Origin of the sequence: Paracoccus stylophorae (assembly GCF_028553765.1) — a bacterium.
GTDB lineage: Bacteria > Pseudomonadota > Alphaproteobacteria > Rhodobacterales > Rhodobacteraceae > Paracoccus > Paracoccus stylophorae.
On record NZ_CP067134.1, the window covers coordinates 1842433 to 1859844 of the forward strand.

At 68.4% G+C, this 17412-nt stretch carries 12 protein-coding genes; 5 read left to right on the plus strand and 7 right to left on the minus strand.

The annotated features are described in order from the left end of the window. The first annotated feature begins 24 nt into the window (after window positions 1-24). Window positions 25-1311, plus strand: a complete 1287-nt coding sequence (locus tag JHW45_RS09010; protein ID WP_272857373.1) for an O-acetylhomoserine aminocarboxypropyltransferase/cysteine synthase family protein — start codon at window positions 25-27, stop codon at window positions 1309-1311. Between the two features lie 64 nt (window positions 1312-1375). Here the strand turns inward: JHW45_RS09010 and JHW45_RS09015 are convergent, their stop codons facing one another. Then, on the minus strand, window positions 1376-2569 hold the full coding sequence (locus JHW45_RS09015) for an SIMPL domain-containing protein (RefSeq protein WP_272857374.1): 1194 nt from the start codon (window positions 2567-2569) through the stop codon (window positions 1376-1378). A 189-nt stretch (window positions 2570-2758) separates the two neighbouring features. Here JHW45_RS09015 and JHW45_RS09020 point away from each other — a divergent pair, with 189 nt between their 5' ends. Continuing rightward, window positions 2759-5881, plus strand: coding sequence for a hypothetical protein (locus JHW45_RS09020; protein WP_272857375.1), 3123 nt, complete (start codon window positions 2759-2761; stop codon window positions 5879-5881). A 10-nt stretch (window positions 5882-5891) separates the two neighbouring features. Next, window positions 5892-7823, plus strand: a complete 1932-nt coding sequence (locus JHW45_RS09025; RefSeq protein ID WP_272857376.1) for a monovalent cation:proton antiporter-2 (CPA2) family protein — start codon at window positions 5892-5894, stop codon at window positions 7821-7823. A 73-nt stretch (window positions 7824-7896) separates the two neighbouring features. Here JHW45_RS09025 and JHW45_RS09030 read toward each other — a convergent pair whose 3' ends face one another. After that, window positions 7897-8229, minus strand: coding sequence for a nuclear transport factor 2 family protein (locus tag JHW45_RS09030; RefSeq protein ID WP_272857377.1), 333 nt, complete (start codon window positions 8227-8229; stop codon window positions 7897-7899). Continuing rightward, window positions 8226-9239, minus strand: a complete 1014-nt coding sequence (locus JHW45_RS09035) for a TraB/GumN family protein (RefSeq protein ID WP_272857378.1) — start codon at window positions 9237-9239, stop codon at window positions 8226-8228. Before JHW45_RS09035 ends, JHW45_RS09030 begins: the two co-directional genes overlap by 4 nt. Window positions 9240-9460: 221 nt before the next feature. Between JHW45_RS09035 and groES the strand changes: the two genes are divergently transcribed. Beyond that, window positions 9461-9748 carry a co-chaperone GroES gene (groES, locus tag JHW45_RS09040; protein WP_272857379.1) on the plus strand — a complete coding sequence of 96 codons (288 nt, stop codon included), beginning with the start codon at window positions 9461-9463 and terminating at the stop codon, window positions 9746-9748. Between the two features lie 51 nt (window positions 9749-9799). Then, entirely contained in the window at window positions 9800-11449 is a 1650-nt protein-coding gene (gene groL / locus JHW45_RS09045; RefSeq protein ID WP_272857380.1) for a chaperonin GroEL, read from the plus strand. 111 nt (window positions 11450-11560) lie between these two features. On the opposite strand, the gene JHW45_RS09050 is transcribed toward groL, so the two are convergent. The 4 genes from JHW45_RS09050 to JHW45_RS09065 are packed head-to-tail and all read right to left on the minus strand — an operon-like array spanning window position 11561 to window position 17244. Beyond that, the gene (locus JHW45_RS09050) at window positions 11561-13096 is read right to left on the minus strand and encodes a Ppx/GppA family phosphatase (protein WP_419181789.1); all 1536 of its coding nucleotides are present in this window, start codon (window positions 13094-13096) and stop codon (window positions 11561-11563) included. Window positions 13097-13151: 55 nt separating this feature from the next. Further along, window positions 13152-15317, minus strand: a complete 2166-nt coding sequence (locus JHW45_RS09055) for an RNA degradosome polyphosphate kinase (protein WP_272857381.1) — start codon at window positions 15315-15317, stop codon at window positions 13152-13154. Between the two features lie 31 nt (window positions 15318-15348). After that, the gene (locus JHW45_RS09060; RefSeq protein WP_272857382.1) at window positions 15349-16038 is read right to left on the minus strand and encodes a P-loop NTPase family protein; all 690 of its coding nucleotides are present in this window, start codon (window positions 16036-16038) and stop codon (window positions 15349-15351) included. Between the two features lie 6 nt (window positions 16039-16044). Next, window positions 16045-17244 carry an AI-2E family transporter gene (locus JHW45_RS09065; RefSeq protein ID WP_272857383.1) on the minus strand — a complete coding sequence of 400 codons (1200 nt, stop codon included), beginning with the start codon at window positions 17242-17244 and terminating at the stop codon, window positions 16045-16047. Window positions 17245-17412: the final 168 nt, after the last annotated feature.

Sequence of the window (17412 nt, forward strand, 5' to 3'; positions counted from 1 at the left end):
CGCGCAACCCAGACGGAGAGGACCATGACCCAAGATCTCGATTTCGACACGCTGACCATCCACGCCGGCAGCGCGCCCGACCCCGCCACCGGCGCGCGGCAGACGCCGATCTATCAGACCACCTCGTATCAGTTCCGCGATGCCGAACATGCCGCGCGCCTGTTCGGCCTGCAGGAGGTCGGCTATATCTATTCGCGGCTGACGAACCCGACGGTCGCGGCGCTGCAAAGCCGTGTCGCCGCGCTGGAGGGCGGGGCGGGCGCGGTCTGCTGTTCCTCGGGTCACGCCGCGCAGATCCTGGCGCTGTTTCCGCTGATGGGTCCAGGCAAGAACATCATCGCCTCGACCCGGCTTTACGGCGGCACCGTGACCCAGTTCAGCCATACGATCCAGCGTTTCGGCTGGTCGGCGAAATTCGTCGATCTGGACGATCTGGATGCGCTGCGCGCGGCCATCGACGACGACACCCGCGCGATCTTCTGCGAATCGATCAGCAATCCGGGCGGATACGTGACCGATATTCCGGCGGTCGCCGAAATCGCCGATGCGGCGGGTATTCCGCTGATCGTGGACAACACGCTGGCCACGCCCTATCTGTGTCGCCCGATCGAGATGGGCGCGACGCTGGTCGTGCACAGCCTGACCAAGTTCATGACCGGCAACGGCACCGTGACCGGCGGCGCGGTGATCGACAGCGGCAAGTTCGACTGGTCGGCCAGCGACAAATTCCCGTCGCTGGCGGCGCCCGAACCGGCCTATCACGGGCTGAAATTCCACGAGACCTTCGGCGAGCTGGCCTTTACCTTCCACGGCATCGCCATCGGTTTGCGCGATCTGGGCATGACGATGAACCCGCAGGGCGCGCATTACACGCTGATGGGGATCGAGACGTTGGGCCTGCGGATGCCGCGCCATGTCGAGAACGCCCAGAAGGTCGCCGAATGGCTGGAAAACGACCCGCGCGTGCAGTCGGTGACCTATGCCGGGCTCGCCTCGTCGCCGTGGAACGAGACGGCAAAGCGGCTGTATCCCAAGGGCGCGGGCGGCCTGTTCACGTTCGAGATCAAGGGCGGCTATGACGCGGCGGTGAAGCTGGTGGGCGCGCTGGAACTGTTCAGCCATGTCGCCAATCTGGGCGACGCGCGCTCGCTGGTGATCCATTCGGCATCGACGACGCACAGCCAGCTGACCGAAGAACAGCAGCGCGCCGCCGGCGCCGGGCCCGAGGTGGTGCGCCTGTCGGTCGGGATCGAGAACCCCGACGACCTGATCGCCGACCTGGATCAGGCGCTGGCCAAGGCGACGGCCTGAGACGGACGTAAAAAAAGGGGGCACGGCGCCCCCTTTTTCATTTCGGTTCAATGATTTGCCGGCGTCAGTTCGAAGGCGTTTCCGCCTCGACGTCAGACTGTTCTGCGTCAGATTCTTCCGCGCCTGACGGTGCCGGCTGTTCCGCGTCCGGCTGCTGCCCCTCAGGTTCATCCGCCTCGGGCGTCGCCGGTGCCGTATCGGCGGGTTGCGGCGCGGCCGTGTCGGCACCGTCCGCAGGGATCGGCGGATGACCCTCGGGCAGTTCGATGTCCGGTTGCGGCGCGATGTCTTGCTGCGCTGCCTCCGGGTTCGGCGCGTCCGTGTCATCCTGCGACGCCGCCCCGTCCTGCGGCTGGGCGCGATCCTGCGGCGCGGTTCTCTCTTGCGCATCGGCGCCGCGGTCGCCGCGCTTTCCGCCCTGGCCGGGCTTTCCGCGCATGTCATGGTGCTTGCCGCGCATCTCGTCGCGGCAATCATTCCTGCCGCCCATCAGCGCGTATTCCATCTGCACGCTGGCGTTCATCGACAGTTGGCCGGCGGCGACCGGGGCACCCTCGGTCGCGGCATCGGCGGCCATGCGCATCATCGGGCGCGGCCCGTCGCTGATCTGGCTGTCGCGCAGAACCATCACCGGCCCCAGTCTCAGACCGGCGGCCTTGGCCAGCACCTGGGCCTTGTGGCGGGCATCGGCGACGGCGGCGCGGCGGGCACGGTCCTGCGCGCCCATGCCATTTTCGCGGCTGAACTCGATGCCGCTGATCTCGTTGGCGCCGGCCGCCACGATCGCATCCAGCACCGAGCCCAGCTCGCCGATCTCGCTGACGCGCACGGTGACGCGGTTGCTGGCCTGGTATCCGGTGACGCGCGGGGCGCGGTTTTCGCCGTAATCCATCAGCGGGTTCAGGTTCAGGCCCGATGTGCGGATGTCGGTTTCGGGGATGCCGGCCCGTGACAGCGCCTCGATCACCTCGCGTTGCTGGGTCGAGGTCTGGGACATCGCCTCGGCCGCGCTGTCGGCCTGGCTGGTCACGCCCAGCTGGATCGTGGCCAGGTCGGGGGCGACCCGGGCCTCGCCCTCGCCGGTGACGGTCAGGCGACGCGCGCCTGCGCCCGCCTGCATCATGCAGTGATGCGGCATCGCGCGATGGCCCCTGTCGCCCTTGCCGGGTGCGGCGGCGACGGGACCGGCCAGGGCAATTCCCAGCCCCGTGGCGGTGATCAGGACCGAGCGGGTGATGACGCGGGATGGATCGATCATGTGATGTCCTCTTTCTTCGTTCATGCGACCTGTGTCGCAACGATGGATGATAGCGCCGGGTTCAGCGAAAAGGGTTCACAGATGCGCCAGATTCGCTTTTCTCACCACATGATTTGGGGTAGATCAGGTTAGGCCCCACCAGATCGCGGCATTTCAGAATCGCGACGTATTTCGAGCAGTGACAGAAACATGAACCAGCACGCGCGCGCCCCCGAATTCGCCATGAGCTTCACGCAGGAGGCGGTCCTGCTGGAACGCCATGACGGCCATGACTGGAAAACCTTGGGCGAGGCGCGGTTTGCCGGCCGCGATGTGGCCGCAAGGCTGAACGCGCTGCGGCAAGAGGCCGGCGATGCCGTCGGTTCCGCCGATGCCGTGCTGGTCATTCCGGACGATCAGATCCTGTATACCGTGCTGACGGTCCCCGCCGGGGCGGACATCCCGGCTGCGGTGGCGCGCGCGCTTGAGGGGATGACGCCCTACAAGGCGTCCGATCTGGCGTTCGACTGGTGCCCGTCCGAGTCCGGCGATATCGAGACGCTGCGCGTCGCCGCCGTCGCCCGCCGGACCCTGGAAGAGGCCGAGGATTTCGCCCGCGCGCAGGGATTCCGCGCCTCGGGCTTCGTCGCCCGTCCGGGCGATGCGCGTTTCGACGGTCAGCCCGATTTCGGGACCAGCCGCGCCTTTGCCGAGGATGCCGCGCGCCCGCCCTTCAGCGAACCCGACCTGACGCAGGCCCGCATCACCGCCGCGGCGATCGAGGATGCGCCAGCCCTGCCGGCGGCCGACGCGCCCAAAGCCGATTTCATCTCGCGCATCACGCCGCATCATGTCGCACCCGTTCTGACGACGGACGCGGCCCCTGATGCCCCCGCCCAAGGCGAGGCGGCCGCGGATGCCGCGCCTGCGCCGGACCCGTCGGCGCAGATGCCGGCGGCGGGCGACGCGCCGCCCGTGACGGTGGCATCGGGCGACAAGACGCCCGTCGCGGCCCCGCCCGTAATCCGCCACGGCGAGGCGAAAGGCGTGTCCGCCCCGCGCCTGTCGCCGCGCGCCGCCGCCGTGCATGATCGCGCCGCCGAGGCCCGCGCCCGCCGCGATGAAACCCCTGCCCCGACCCCCGGTCGGCGCGCGGCGCTGATGGCGCGTCTGCGCGATCTGGACCCGGCGCGCCTGCCGGTGATGATGGGCGTCCTGGTCGTCGCGCTGGTCGCCGTCCTGCTGTTGTTCGGAAACCGCGAGGACACAGACCCGAGCGCCGACACCGACAGCATCACAGCAATCCCGGCACAGACCGAAACGGCAATCGCGCCACAAGAGACGGCCGAGGTGACCGAGACGCCCCAGCCTGCGCCGACGGCAGACACGGCGCCGCTTACCCCCGCGCCCGTCGATCCGGGCAACGCCACGGCCGATCGGGCCGACCCCGCCACGGACGCGCCGCAGGCTTCCGCGACCCAGCCCGAGGCGACAACGGCAGCGATCCCGGCCGCGGAGGATGCCGGACCGGCAGAGGACAACACCGCGCTTTCCGCCGACACCGTCAGCCCGGCCGAGACTGCCGAGACAACGGCGGAAGCACCCCCCGCGCCTGCGCCGGCCGCGACCGCGACCCAAGATGCTGCGACCCCCGATCCCGCGACCGAAGACGATCCGCTGACCCGCGCGCTGTCCGAGGCGATCTCGGGCCGCGTGGCGGAAAACGACGCGGCGCGCGCGCAACCCTCCGCGCCGAACGCCGCGCCTGAAACTGCCGCGCCTGCAAGCGACGCGGACGCCGCACAGGGCCAGACCCCGCCTGTACAGACCCCGCCGGCACCGGCATCGACCGCGCCATCGGATACGGCGGCGGCGCAGGCTTCGGCGGCGGCCAGTTCGCTGCGCCTGTCCAGATCCGCCCGTCCCGGTACGCCGCCGGCGCGCGCGGAAACCCCTGCGGCACCGGATTCCCGTCCGGCTGTTCCGGCCAATCCGCAGCCTTTCGATCGGCGCGCCGAACGGCAGGCACCGCAACTGACCGGCATCCGCCCGCCCGGCCGCCCGGCCCGCGCCGCGACGACGCCCGGTCCGGCTGCCGACCAGCCCGCGCCGCAGACCGTTCCGGCCGCCTCGCCCGCGCCGGCCCCGTCCGCGCAGCCGCCCGGTTCGTCCCGCCGGCCGCCGCAGCGCCCCGAAAACCTGACCCTGCTGGAAGAGGGCAGCGTGAACGAGGATGCGGCGCCGACCCGCCTGACACGCGCGGAACAGGTGTTTCTGCACGGGCTGCTGCGCGATCTGAGAACCGCGCAGGCCGGCGCATCCGGCGTCAGCGAGGATGAGCGCCGGGTGCTGATCCGGCTGGCCGATGCCCGTCCGGTCCGCAAGCCGGTGTCGGTGTCCGGGCCGTCGGAAAACGCCGTGCGCGCCGCCGTGGCGCAGGCGGTCGCCGCATCGGATCGACCGCAGCCGCGCAGCGAGGCCGAGACGGCAGCGCCCCCCGCATCCGCCGCCGCGCCCGCGCAACCCTCTGCCGCGACGGGCGCGCGGCTCAGCCGGTCGCTGCGCCCCAGCCCGCGGCCGGGGGCGGGAGGCAACACCGGACCCGGCAATGCCAGCCTGTCGGGCAAGGCGGTCGAGAACGCCATCGCCGCCGCCGTCGCCAGCAGTTCCGCCCCGCCGGGCGCGGTCGCGCTGACGGCGCTGACCGCCTCGGCCCTGCCGCCCCGGCGCAGCAGCGCCCGCGCCGCCGCCAGTGCGGCGGCGTCCTCGCTTGCGCCCTCGACCCCGGCCGCCGCGCCCTCGGCCGACGATCTGCGCGCCGCCGCAGCCGCGCAGGAACGCGACGCGGCCCTGGCCGAACAGCGCCGCATGGACGCCGAGCTTCAGGCCCAGGCCGAGGCGCGCGCCCGCGCCCGCGCCGCCGCCGACCAGCAGGCCGAGGCGCGCGCCCGTGCGCAGGCCGAAGCCCGCGCCCGCGCGCAGGCCGAGGCCGAGGCCCGCGCCGCCGCCGCCCGCAAACAGGCCTATACCCCGCCCGAGGCCGAGAACGAGCCCGAGGTCGCGGCCAAGGTGCCGGCCGGCCGCGCCCAGGGCAGCGCCGCCGCCACCGCCACGATCAAGGACGGCATCACCCTGAACCGCACCCAGATCATCGGCACGATCGGCGCCGGCAAGGCCAGCCGCGCGCTGGTCCGGCTTTCCAACGGCCGGGTGCTGACCCTGCGCCTTGGCGACCGGATCAACGGCGGCACGATCACCGATATCGGCAACAGCCGGATCACCTATGTCAAAGGCGGGCGCCCGCAAGAGCTGTCGGTCCTGAACGGACAGTAGAAGGGAGGCGATGGAAAACTTTCTCCTCCTCGCCACCGTCTATCTGGTGACGATGGTGATCGCCGTGCCGATCTCGGCCCGGCTGGGGCTGGGATCGGTTCTGGGCTATCTGATCTGCGGCATCCTGATCGGGCCGGTCCTGAACCTGACCGGCAACCAGATGTCCGATCTTCAGCATTTCGCCGAATTCGGGGTGGTGATGATGCTGTTCCTGATCGGTCTGGAACTGGAACCCCGCAATCTGTGGAACATGCGCCACCGGCTGATCGGGCTGGGCGGCGCGCAGGTGCTGCTGTCCATCGGTGCCGTGGCCGGTGTGGCGCTGCTGTTCGGGCTGGACTGGCCGGCGGCGCTGGCCCTGGGGATGGTGCTGTCGCTCAGCTCGACCGCGATCGTGTTGCAGACCCTGTCGGAAAAGGGGCTGATGCAGACGACCGGCGGGCGGTCGGCCTTTTCGGTGCTGCTGACGCAGGACATCGCGGTGATCCCGATGATCGCGCTGATGCCGCTGCTGGCGCCGTTCGGCAATCGCGGCGAGGCGGGACACGAGCAGGATCACATCGGCGAGATGATGATGGCCTGGCTGCCCGCCTGGGGCGCCACTCTGGTCACGCTGGCGGCGGTGGCGGCGGTCATTCTTCTGGGCCAGTACCTGATCCGTCCCGTCTTTCGCTTCGTGATCGCCTCGCGCCTGCCCGAGATGGAGACCGCGATGGCGCTGCTGATCGTGGTCGGCATCGCGTCGCTGATGATCCTTGTGGGTCTGTCGCCCGCGCTTGGAACGTTCCTGGCCGGGGTGATGCTGGCCGGGTCCGAGTTCCGGCACGAGCTGGAATCGCAGATCGGGCCGTTCAAGGGGCTGCTTCTGGGCCTGTTCTTCATCACCGTGGGCGCGGGGATGGATCTGGCCGTGCTGGCCGAACAGCCGATCCCGATCCTGACGGCGACGGCGGCGCTGATCTCGACCAAGGCCGCGATCCTGCTGCTGATCGCGCGCTGGACCAAGATGAAGCACCGGGACCGGTCGCTGTTCACCCTGTCTCTGGCGCAGGCGGGCGAATTCGGGTTCGTGCTGCTGTCCTATACCGTGACGCTGGCGATCCTGCCGGCGGAACTGGCCAAATCGGTCCTGCTGGTGATCGCGCTGACCATGCTGGCCACGCCGCTTCTGTTCATCCTGCACGAACAGGTGACGCGGCGGCTGACCGAAACCGCGGCCGCCGACGCGCCCGACGATATCGAGGAACAGCAGCCGATCATCATCGCAGGCGTCGGGCGTTTCGGTCAGGTGATCAACCGCATGGTCACCATGTCGGGCTTTCAGACCACGGTGCTGGACCACGACCTGAAGCTGATCCAGCTGATGCGGCGCTTTGGCTTCAAGGGGTATTTCGGCGATCCGACCCGCCCCGAGATCCTGATGGCGGCGGGGCTGGACAAGGCCCGCATCCTGGTCGCCGCGCTGGACGATCCCGACGCCAATCTGAAGCTGATCCGCTATGCCCGCGAACGCCGCCCCGATCTGCACATCATCGCGCGCGCCCGCGACCGGGTGAATGTCTATCAGCTTTACCGCTCGGGCGCGGACGACATCGTGCGCGAAACCTTTGACAGCTCGCTGCGGGCGGCGCGCTATGTTCTGGAAAATACCGGGCTTTCGGAATACGAGGCGGCCGAGTTGGAACGGATCTTCTACCGCCTGGACCGCGCCTCGCTGCGCGAACTGGCCGAGGTGTGGAAACCCGGCGTGCCGCTGGACGAAAATCCCGACTATGTGCAGCTGAGCCGCGAGCTGAACCGCAATCTGGAAAACGCGCTGATGGAGCGATTCTCGCACGGGCCAAGCGCGGCCCCGATGGCCGAGGAACATGACGAGGAAGAACCCGAACACGGGCTGGGCCGGCCCGAGACGGGCGAACACCGCCCCGGCGGACGATCCTGACGCATCCCGCCGCGCGCCCGTTCCCGCCGCACCTGGACCGGCACCCGGACCGGCCGGCGCGGCTGACGCGGAGCTACAGCGGCGTCTGCTGGTGCGCGATCAGTTTCCAGCCGTCGGCGCGCATCAGCCAGGTGCTGGAACACAGCGCCCGGTGGTCTTTTCCGTCACGCCGCGCGGTTGCCCGATAGGCCAGCACCACCACCTCGTCGGTGCGGGTGGCGTGGCGCTCGGTCATCGCCACCTCGCTCCAGCGTGGGGCGTCGCGCAGGGTGGGGGCGATGGCATCGCCCTGAAGGATGCCGGTCGGCCCGAACACCATGATCGCCGCGTCGTCCAGATCGCGCAGCGCCTCGGCCGCGCTGGCGGTCCAGAACGCCTGTTCCCGTGCCCATATTCCCTCGATCATCGGTCCAGCCTTTCGATGTTCCATCCGCGCTTTTCCAGCAGCCGCAACACGCCGTTCTCGCCCGGCAGATGCAGCGCGCCGAACCCGGCGACGATGCCCCTGCCCTGTTGCGCGGCCTCCTCGGCGCCCCGGATCAACTTGCCGATCCAGCTTTGGTTTCGCGCATCCATCAGCTGCGCCTGCGCAAGCTGCATCTGTTCGTCCACCTGTGCGCGGGTCAGGTCGGAATTGCGATAGGCGTCCAGACGGCCGAATTCCCAGATCTGCCAGACATCGCCGGCGAAATAGGCATCGGTCAGCGTCACCGCGTAATCGTCGGCATGGGACGCGGCGGGCAGCGAGGCGCGGATCATGTCGATTTCCTGCGCCGGCGTCATGTCCCCGAACAGCGTGAAGACGGTGTCCCACGGCTCCAGCGCGCGGACGGGGACGTCCAGATCCTCGGCCCGCTGAACCAGCAGCCGATCCAGCCCGGCGGCGCCGTTGTCGCCCGCCTGCTGCATCATGCAGGGCGACACGCCCAGCATCATCGCCACATACCACGGCCGCAGCTTGGCGGCGATGACGGCGGGCGTGCCGCGATCCTCCATCGCGCGCGCCAGCGCCTGCCATTCCGTATCCGACAGGCGTTCGGGCAGGGTCGGGCCATCGACATTGACCATCAGATCGGGGTCTTCGACCAGCGCCCTTGTCAGCCGCCGTTCCTCCTCGGGGCCGGCCTCGACATACAGGGCGGCGGCGTCCTGCAACGGTTCGGCCAGACGATCCAGCATCCGGCGGTGACGCGGATCGCCGAAATGATAGGTGCCGACCAGGGTCATGCGCGCATCGCCCTTCGTCGCGCGCCACAGGATGCCCCGGTGATAGGGCACGTCGCGGACCGCATCGTCCAGGCGCGCGCGCTGATCCTGCGGCAGCGCCTCGATCAGGTTCACGCCCACGCATTCCGACGCAAGGCCGATCCCGGCCAGAACCGTCCACATCGCCGCCGCCGCCCAGATCCGCCGCATCGCCGCCCCCTGCCTTGTCGTTCCTGCCGTCTTGCGCGCGCATTCCGCGCTGCGCGACAGACGCTTGCACATATTCCCCCGGCCAGCCAGACGCACCCCGAAAAATCGCCCCGCCACGGCGTTGACACGGTTCCAAACTTTGCCTAGATCACCGGCATTGGCACTCGCCTTGGGTGAGTGCCAACAACAACACTGTAACCTGAAACACGGAGTGTTCACCCATGGCATTCAAACCGCTGCATGACCGCGTGCTGGTTCGCCGCGTTGAATCGGAAGAAAAGACCAAGGGCGGTCTGATCATCCCCGACAGCGCCAAGGAAAAGCCCGCGGAAGGCGAGGTCGTCTCGGTCGGCGAAGGCGCGCGCAAGGATTCGGGCGAACTGATCGCGCCCGCCGTCAAGACCGGCGACCGGGTGCTGTTCGGCAAATGGTCGGGCACCGAAGTCACGCTTGATGGCGAAGAGCTGCTGATCATGAAGGAAAGCGACATTCTGGGCATCATCGGCTGATCGGCCACCCCGGAACACGCAACTTCACGATAGAAAATTCAGGAGATTCAAATGGCTGGTAAAGAAGTCAAATTTGGCACCGACGCCCGCGACCGGATGCTGAAAGGCGTCAACGTCCTGGCGGACGCCGTCAAGGTCACGCTTGGCCCCAAGGGCCGCAACGTCGTCATCGACAAATCCTTCGGCGCGCCGCGCATTACCAAGGACGGCGTCACCGTCGCCAAGGAGATCGAGCTGTCCGACAAGTTCGAGAACATGGGCGCGCAGATGGTCCGCGAAGTCGCGGCCCGCACCAATGACGAGGCCGGCGACGGCACCACCACCGCGACGGTTCTGGCCCAGTCCATCGTCAAGGAAGGCATGAAGGCCGTCGCCGCCGGCATGAACCCGATGGACCTCAAGCGCGGTATCGACCTGGCCACCACCAAGGTCGTCGAGGCGATCAAGGCCGCCTCGCGCCCGGTGAACGACAGCGACGAAGTCGCGCAGGTCGGCACCATCTCGGCCAACGGCGAAGCCTCGATCGGCCGTCAGATCGCCGACGCGATGCAGAAGGTCGGCAACGAGGGTGTGATCACCGTCGAAGAGAACAAGGGGATGGAAACCGAGGTCGAGGTCGTCGAAGGCATGCAGTTCGACCGCGGCTATCTGTCGCCCTATTTCGTGACCAACCCCGACAAGATGGTCGCGGATCTGGAAGACTGCTACATCCTGCTGCACGAAAAGAAACTGTCGTCGCTGCAGCCCATGGTTCCGCTGCTGGAATCGGTGATCCAGTCGCAGAAACCGCTGCTGATCATCGCCGAGGATGTCGAGGGCGAGGCGCTGGCCACGCTGGTCGTCAACAAGCTGCGCGGCGGTCTGAAGATCGCGGCCGTCAAGGCACCCGGCTTCGGCGATCGCCGCAAGGCGATGCTGCAGGACATCGCGATCCTGACCGGCGGTCAGGTCATCAGCGAAGATCTGGGCATGAAGCTGGAAAACGTGACCATCGACATGCTGGGCACGGCCAAGAAGATCACGATCAACAAGGACACCACCACCATCGTCGACGGCGCCGGTGAGAAGTCCGAGATCGAGGCCCGCGTCAGCCAGATCCGCCAGCAGATCGAGGAAACCACCTCGGACTATGACAAGGAAAAGCTGCAGGAACGCGTGGCCAAGCTGGCCGGCGGCGTCGCGGTCATCCGCGTCGGCGGGATGAGCGAAATCGAGGTCAAAGAGCGCAAGGACCGCGTCGATGACGCGCTGAACGCGACCCGCGCGGCGGTTCAGGAAGGCGTGGTCGTCGGCGGCGGCGTCGCGCTGCTTCAGGGCGGCAAGGCGCTGGACGGCATCAAGGGCGAGAACTCGGACCAGGAAGCCGGCGTCGCCATCGTGCGCCGCGCGCTGGAGGCTCCGATGCGCCAGATCGCCGAGAATGCCGGCGTTGACGGTGCGGTGGTCGCGGGCAAGATCCGCGAATCGAACGACAAGGCGTTCGGCTTCAACGCGCAGACCGAAGAATATGGCGACATGTTCAAGTTCGGCGTCATCGACCCGGCCAAGGTCGTGCGCACCGCGCTGGAAGACGCGGCCTCGGTCGCCGGTCTGCTGATCACCACCGAAGCCATGATCGCCGAAAAGCCCGAGCCGAAGGGCCAGGGCGGCGGCGGCATGCCCGACATGGGCGGCATGGGTGGCATGGGCGGCATGATGTAATCAGCCCCCTGCCCCACGGCAGAACGGGAAAAGGGCGCCTTCGGGCGCCCTTTTTTTGCTGTTCGCGATCCCGGCCGGTGGCATCCCACGGGCCGGCCCCGCCGGATCGTGTCAGTCGCTGACCACCGCCTCGACCCCCATCGAGCTGCACAGCGACCGGAACCGCGAATGTGCGACCTCGCCCATCAGGCTGCGGCCGGTCTTCGTCAGGGTCAGGCGCAGCCGCGTGCCCTTGTCCGTCAGCTTCAGCGCGCCCGCATCGGCCGGGTCCTCGATGGCGAACATCGCGCCGAACCGCATCGCCTTGCCAAGCGTCTCGGCATCGCGGACTTCATCGTCGGACAGCAGCGCGAACAGCCGCGCCATCGGCGATTCCGAGCGGTTGTTCTTGTAACGATGCAGCAGCGCCAGACCCAGGAATACCCGTTCCGAATGGCTCAGCGCGGCCATGTTGGCGCGGGTGACATTGTCGAAACAGGCCTCGGCCCGGTAATCGGGATGAGCGCGCCAGGTCGTGTCGTGCAGCAGGCAGGCGGCGCGGATCAGGCGTTCGCGTTCGGGCGGGGCATCGGCGAAGATCGGGTGCAGGAACTGATACAGCTTCTTGCCGAAGCCGGGCATCCGCGCCATCTGCCGTTCGGTGAAGCGCGCGGCCTCGATCAGCGGGTCGCGGCGGCGCAGGCTGTCGGTCATGTGTTCGTATAACAAGCCCTCGCGGATGCCATAGCTGCTGACCGCCAGCTCGGCCGGCGCGAACGTCCCGACCAGTTCCGACAGCACCTGCGCGGCCAGCGGCACAAGCTCCATCCGCGAGGAGGAGATGCTGACCCGCGCGCGCAGATCGGCCAGCGGGGTCGCTGCGATCCAGCCCACCGTCTCGGCCACCGCCTCGGGCGTCATGCGGTATTCGTGCAGCACCGTCATCGGATATTGGCGGCGTTCCATGTCCAGCCGGGCGATGGCGCGCCATGACCCACCGACCAGATAGACCCGTTCGTGTTCGGTGCCCATCCGGTCGGCCAGATCGGCCATGATCGCGCGGATATGGTCGCGCAGCCCGTCCGCCCCGCCCTTGACCTGCTGCAAGCGGAACGGACCCAATGGCGCGCTGACCCGGCGGCCGACCTTGCCCCCCTCGACCTCGGCCAGTTCCAGAGAGTTGCCGCCGATGTCGCAGACCAGCCCCTTGGCATCCGGCCAGCCCAGCAACACGCCCTGCGCCGACAGCCGCGCCTCTTCCTCGCCGTCGATGACCAGCATGCGGATGCCGGTCTCGCGTTCGACCCGTTCCTGGAACTCGGGCCCGTCGGCGGCCTCGCGCACGGCGGCGGTGGCCACGCAGGTCAACGGCTCGATCTGCATGCTGCGGGCCAGCGTGGCGAACCGGCGCAGCGCCGCAAAGCCGCGTTCGATCCCGGCCGGGTTCAGCCGCCCCGTCGCGGCCATCTCCGCGCCCAGGCCCGCCATCACCTTTTCGTTGTAGAAATAGGCCGGCGATCGCGCGGCCCCGTCGAACACGACCAGCCGGATCGAGTTCGATCCCACATCGACCACGCCCACCCGCGTCAGCGCCCGCTTGGGCAGCTTTGCAAACATCTTGCCCAGAGGCTCGATCTTCTTGCCGGTGGCTGTCCGCACGCCGTTCATTGCAAAGCCTCCTGCTTGCGCATCGGTCCGTTAATGGCGTGTCGGGTCCGCCGGGTCAATCCGGCGAATGGGTCAGCGCCGGCACATCGCGCGCCCCCGCCGTGCCGCGCCCCGACAGCGAGGGGTTTTCCATGAAGAAGCGGTGACAGTCGAACAGATCGTCGCGCCCATCGGGCAGATAGCGGACGAAACGCCCGTCCGGATGCAGAAGCCAGCTTTGCGCCTCGTCGGCCAGGTTGGCGGCCATGATCTGGCTGACGATCTGCGCCTTCACCGTCTCGTTGTGACATTCCACCAGCGTCTCGACCCGCCGCGTCATGTTGCGGCCCATCCAGTCGGCCGAGGAAAAGAACACCCGCGCCTTACCCGACGGCAGGCCGTGGCCGTTGCCGAAACACACGATCCGCGAATGTTCCAGATAGCGCCCGATGATCGACTTGACGCGAATATTGTCCGACAGCCCCTTGATCCCGGGTCTGATTCCGCAGATCCCGCGAATCACCAGGCTGATCTTCACGCCCGCCGCGCTGGCCGCATACAGCGCCTCGATCACGTCCTTTTCGATCAGGGAATTCATCTTGGCCCAGATCGCGGCCGGCCGTCCCTGACGGGCATATTCCGCCTCGCGCGCGATCAGCGACAGCAGCCGGTCCTTCAGGTCGATGGGCGAGATCGCCAGGTTCTCCAGACCCTCGGGCTGAACATATCCCGACAGATAGTTGAAAACCTTGGTCGCGTCGCGCCCCAGTGCCGGATCGCAGGTGAACAGCGACAGATCGGTATAGATGCGGGCGGTGATCGGATGATAATTGCCGGTGCCGTAATGGGTATAGGTGACCAGGTTGTCGCCCTCGCGCCGGACGACGGTGCTGATCTTGGCGTGGGTCTTGTAGTTCACGAACCCATAGACGACATGCGCGCCGGCGCGTTCCAGCCGCCGCGACTGGCGGATATTGGCGGCCTCGTCGAACCGCGCCTTCAGTTCGACCAGCGCGGTCACCGATTTGCCGGATTCGGCGGCCTCGCACAGCGCCTCGACGATGGGGCTGTCGCGGCTGGTGCGATACAGCGTCTGCTTGATCGCCAGAACGTCGGGATCGCGCGCGGCCTGCGCCAGAAACCGCACCACCATGTCGAACGTCTCATAGGGGTGATGCAGCAGCATGTCCTTTTGCCGGATCGCCGCGAACATGTCGCCGTCGTGATCCTGCACCCGTTCGGGGACGCGCGGGGTGAAGACCGGCCACAGCAGGTCGCGGCGGCTGTCCAGCACCAGTTCGCGCAGATCGGCCATGCCCAGCAACCCCTCGACCTCGATCACCTCGTCGGGGATGACGCCCAGCTCCTCCATGATCAGCCGGCGCAGATTGTCGGGCGCGCCGGCCGTGATCTTCAGCCGGATCACGCTGCCGCGGCGGCGACGCTTCAACGCGGTCTCGAATTCGCGGACCAGATCCTCGGCCTCTTCCTCGACCTCCAGATCGCTGTCGCGCAGCACCCGGAACGCGCAATGCCCGATATCGCGATAGCCGGGGAACAGGCTGGACAGATGCATCAGCAACAGATCCTCAAGCCGCAGGAAACGCTGGCCGCCGGGCAGCGGCACGAAACGCTGCAACTGCGCCGGGATCGGCAGCAGCGCCTGCATCCGCCGCCCCTTGCCCTCGGGCGCCAGTTCCAGCGCCAGCGAAAAGCCGGTATTGGGGATGAAGGGGAACGGATGCGCCGGGTCGATGGCCAGGGGCGACAGCACCGGCAGGACCTTGTTCTCGAAATGGCGGTGCAGGAAATCCTCTTCCGCGCGGGTCAGGCGCGAGCGGGACAGGATCACGATGCCCTGCTGTTCCATCTCGCGGCGCAGGCGGGTCCAGACGCCCTGCTGCGCGGCCATCAGCCGGCGCGCATCGGCGTTGATCAGGCCAAGCTGTTCGGCCGCCGTCAGCCCGTCATCCGAGATGCTGTTATGCCCCTCGCGCACCAGTTCGCGCAGGCCGGCCACGCGGACGGTATAGAACTCGTCCAGATTGGCGGCGCTGATCGACACGAAGCGCAGCCGTTCCAGCAGCGGCACACGGGCGTTGCGCGCCTCGTCCAGCACCCGCCAGTTGAAGGACAGCCAGCTGAGTTCGCGGTTGAAGAACCGCGCCGGCCCCGTCGGCGGACCGTCCGGCAATTCGCGCGGGGGCGGAAACGGGGTGCGAAGGAAATCGGCCTGTGTCATGCAAGTCCGGCTGCTGCGGAACCAGGCCGGATCATGCGTCGGGACGCGGCAGCTTGTCCAGCAGATCGGCGGCGATGCGGCGGGTGACGGGGCCTTGCCGTGCCATCGCCGCGCGGTCGATCGCGGCCACCAGCCGGCGCGCCTGACCCAGATCGCGGTCCATCCGGATCACCAGCCAGTCGATCAGCCCGGCGGGCACGATCAGCTGGCGATCCGCGAACAGCTTGACCAGCACCGCGGCCATCAGCGCCTCGTCGGGCGGTCCCAGCCGGACCTGCGGCATCGCATCCATGCGCGAGCGCAGATCGGGCAGCACCAGCCCCCAGTCGCGCGGCGCGGTGCGCGCGGTCAGCAGCAGCAGGCAATCGCGCGCCCCGCACAGATTCCACAGATGGAACAGCGCCTGTTCGGCCAGCGCCGCGCGGCCGGCGCGGTCGGCATCCTCGACCACCAGCGCGCCGCTCTCGGCGGCCAGCAGATCGGCGGCCTCGGGGCGCAGCGCGGCGGCCGTGATGCGGCGCGCGCCATTCTCGGCCGCCCAGAAGGCGGCCATGTGGGTCTTGCCCGACCCCTCGGGGCCGATCAGCAGCATCCGCCCCTGCGGCCAGTCCTGCGGCGCGTCCAGCACGGCCAGCGCGTCGGCATTGGCGGGGGCGGGCAGGAAATCGACCCGCGCATGGGCCGGCGGCGTGGTCAGGTCCAGGGTCAGCTGGCGCGACAACCGGCCCTAATCCTTCCGGCGTTGCAGGTCTTCCTGCATCGTCTGGATCTCGGCCCGGCCGCGGCTTTCATCGGCCTGCAACCGCGCCTGCAGCAATTCGCGCGCGACGGTTCCGCGCGGCGCCAGTTCGACCAGGATCGGCGGTCCCGCCTCGGCCGGCGGCGTGCGCCCGGTATACAGCGCGCTTTGGCGATAGCGTTCGATGGCGAACCGCGCCAGCACCCCCAGCGCCGCCGCCATCGGCACCGCCGCGACCAGCCCGACAAAGCCGAACAGCGCCCCGAACACCGACAGCGCCAGCAACAGCCAGACCGGATGCAGCCCGACATGACCGCCGACGATCTTGGGTTGCAAGTAATTTCCCTCGACCACCTGGCCCAGGGCGAAGATGGCCACCACCGCGCCGATCCACAGCGGCTCGCCCCAGAAACTGAACAGCGCGACGCCGATGGCCGTGATGCCGCCGATCAGAACCCCGACATAGGGGATGAACGACAGCGCCGCCGCGCTGATGCCGATGAAAAAGCCAAAGGGCAGCCCGACCAGCATCAGCGCGATCGAATACCACGTCCCCAGGATCAGGATCACCAGCCCCTGCCCGCGCACGAAACCCGACAGCGCCGCGTCGATCTCGGCCGCCAGCCGGCGCAGCACCGGCGCGTGTTCGCGCGGCAGCAGCCGGTCGATCTCGGCCACCATCCGGTCCCAGTCCAGCAGCAGGTAGAACGCCACCACCGGCACGATCACCAGAATGGCCACCGCGCTGATGACGCCGCCCAGCGAACTCATGATCGTCTGAGCCACGTTGCTCCACTGATCGCCCATGGCCTTGCCCAGATCGGTCATGGCGGTGCTGAACGTGCCGCCTTCGGGCAGCAGGTCGGGAAAACGCGCGACGACAAAGCTGCGGGCCTGTTCGAACATCTCGGGCGCGGTGGCGATCAGCGCCGTGGCCTGCCGAATCAGCAAGGGCACGATCAGCAGGATCACCGCGGCAAGGATCAGAACGCAGCCGAAGGTGATGACCACCACCGCCATGGTCCGCGACAGTCCCGCCCGTTCAAGCCGGTCGGCAACCGGGTCCAGCAGATAGGCGACGCCCGCGCCCAGGATGAAGGGCAGGATCGCCTGCCCCAGCAGCCACATCGTGACCAGCAGCAGCGCCGAGGCGGCGCCCCACCAGATCACTTGCTTGCGCACCGACATGTGCATCCTGTTGGCCCCGCCCGAATTGTCGTGCCTATGTGGCCGGTCGGGGGCTGCGATGCAAGTCCGCAGCACCCGCAGGCCGCAACCGGTCAACGCGCAAGCCCGGCGCGCACGGCCCCAGATCTTGCCCCCTTCGCGCCGCTGCCCTACAGGTGGCGCGACCCG

What these genes read in the sequence shown, in the direction of transcription:
- JHW45_RS09025 (WP_272857376.1), top strand. Translation starts at nt 5,892, where the DNA reads ATGGAAAACTTTCTCCTCCTCGCCACCGTCTATCTGGTGACGATGGTG.
- groL (WP_272857380.1), top strand. Translation starts at nt 9,800, where the DNA reads ATGGCTGGTAAAGAAGTCAAATTTGGCACCGACGCCCGCGACCGGATG.
- JHW45_RS09015 (WP_272857374.1), bottom strand. Translation starts at nt 2,569, where the DNA reads ATGATCGATCCATCCCGCGTCATCACCCGCTCGGTCCTGATCACCGCC.
- JHW45_RS09010 (WP_272857373.1), top strand. Translation starts at nt 25, where the DNA reads ATGACCCAAGATCTCGATTTCGACACGCTGACCATCCACGCCGGCAGC.
- JHW45_RS09020 (WP_272857375.1), top strand. Translation starts at nt 2,759, where the DNA reads ATGAACCAGCACGCGCGCGCCCCCGAATTCGCCATGAGCTTCACGCAG.
- groES (WP_272857379.1), top strand. Translation starts at nt 9,461, where the DNA reads ATGGCATTCAAACCGCTGCATGACCGCGTGCTGGTTCGCCGCGTTGAA.
- JHW45_RS09065 (WP_272857383.1), bottom strand. Translation starts at nt 17,244, where the DNA reads ATGTCGGTGCGCAAGCAAGTGATCTGGTGGGGCGCCGCCTCGGCGCTG.
- JHW45_RS09050 (WP_419181789.1), bottom strand. Translation starts at nt 13,096, where the DNA reads ATGAACGGCGTGCGGACAGCCACCGGCAAGAAGATCGAGCCTCTGGGC.
- JHW45_RS09030 (WP_272857377.1), bottom strand. Translation starts at nt 8,229, where the DNA reads ATGATCGAGGGAATATGGGCACGGGAACAGGCGTTCTGGACCGCCAGC.
- JHW45_RS09035 (WP_272857378.1), bottom strand. Translation starts at nt 9,239, where the DNA reads ATGCGGCGGATCTGGGCGGCGGCGGCGATGTGGACGGTTCTGGCCGGG.
- JHW45_RS09055 (WP_272857381.1), bottom strand. Translation starts at nt 15,317, where the DNA reads ATGACACAGGCCGATTTCCTTCGCACCCCGTTTCCGCCCCCGCGCGAA.